Raw genomic sequence first — 1,265 nt, 5'->3', positions numbered from 1 at the left:
GACGAGCGCAGGTTGAAACGCCAGTCCGGGAATGACATGCTGAGGCCGTCCGTGCGGTCCACCGCCTGCGCCTCTTCCGCGAAGTGCGCTTCCACCCGCGCAATGGCCGCCGCCGGCTCCGCCAGCCTGCTGTTGATTTCCCCGCTCGCCGGGAACGCCGCCATCCGGTCGCGGACCAGTTCACCCAGCGACTGCCCCTTCAGGCACACCAGCTCCGCCACCAGCAGCCACGGGATCATCCCGCTGTCGCAGTAGGCAAAATCACGGAAATAGTGATGCGCGCTCATTTCCCCGCCATAAATGGCATCCTCCGTACGCATCCGCTCCTTGATAAAGGCATGTCCGGTTTTTGACATCACCGGCGTCCCGCCCGCCGCCGTCACCACTGCCTCCGTGTTCCAGGTCAGGCGCGGGTCGTGGATAATCTTCGCCCCCGGGTGTTTTTCCAGAAACGCTTCCGCCAGCAGCCCGACGATGTAGTACCCCTCGATAAACTGCCCTTTCTCATCGAACAGGAAGCAGCGGTCGAAGTCGCCGTCAAAGGCGATGCCCATGTCCGCCCCGTGTTCAATAACGGCCTTGCGGGTGTCGTCGCGACACTCCGGCAGCAACGGGTTGGGAATGCCGTTCGGGAAGGTGCCGTCCGGGGTGTTGTGGATTTTGATGAACTCCACCGGCGCGCCCAGCGCCTTCAGACGCGCTTCGATGGCGTCAATGACCGGCCCCGCCGCGCCGTTGCCGGAATTCACCACCAGCTTCAGCGGGGTGAGATTGTTAACACTGATATAGCCGAGCAGGTGGCCGATGTAGGCGTCGCGCAGGCTGATTTGTCTGTAGCTGCCGCGCGCGGCCTCGTTCACCGGCGGGAAATCGCCCGCTTCCGCCAGACGCTGAACGTCGCGCAGACCGGTGTCGCCGCTTATCGGGCGGGCGCCCTCGCGCACCAGCTTCATGCCGTTGTAGTCCATCGGGTTATGGCTGGCGGTCACTTCAATACCGCCGTCCACGCCGAGGTGGAAGGTGGCGAAGTAAATCTCTTCGGTGCCGGACATACCGATATCCAGCACGTCAACGCCCGCATCCTGTAACCCTTTCGCCAGCGCCAGCTTCAGCGCCTCGCTGGTCAGGCGCACGTCGCCGCCCAGCACGATGGTTTTCGGTTTTAAATATTCGCCGTAAGCGCGGCCAATCCGCCACGCGATATCTTCATTGAGCTCTTCGCCCAGCCTGCCGCGAATGTCGTAGGCCTTGAAACAGGTTAATTT

At 62.6% G+C, this 1,265-nt stretch carries 1 protein-coding gene; it reads right to left on the bottom strand.

The window, feature by feature from the left end; genetic code table 11:
- Window positions 1-1,265: colanic acid biosynthesis phosphomannomutase CpsG (cpsG, locus tag NBA72_RS24090; RefSeq protein WP_272696032.1), on the bottom strand; the 1,265-nt coding region annotated here is incomplete at both ends.

This window comes from Salmonella sp. NW1250, from assembly GCF_051812965.1.
GTDB classification, from domain to species: Bacteria; Pseudomonadota; Gammaproteobacteria; order Enterobacterales; family Enterobacteriaceae; genus Salmonella; species Salmonella enterica.
The sequence above is the reverse complement of the archived record's forward strand: the minus strand, read 5'-3'. Positions and strand labels throughout refer to the sequence as shown.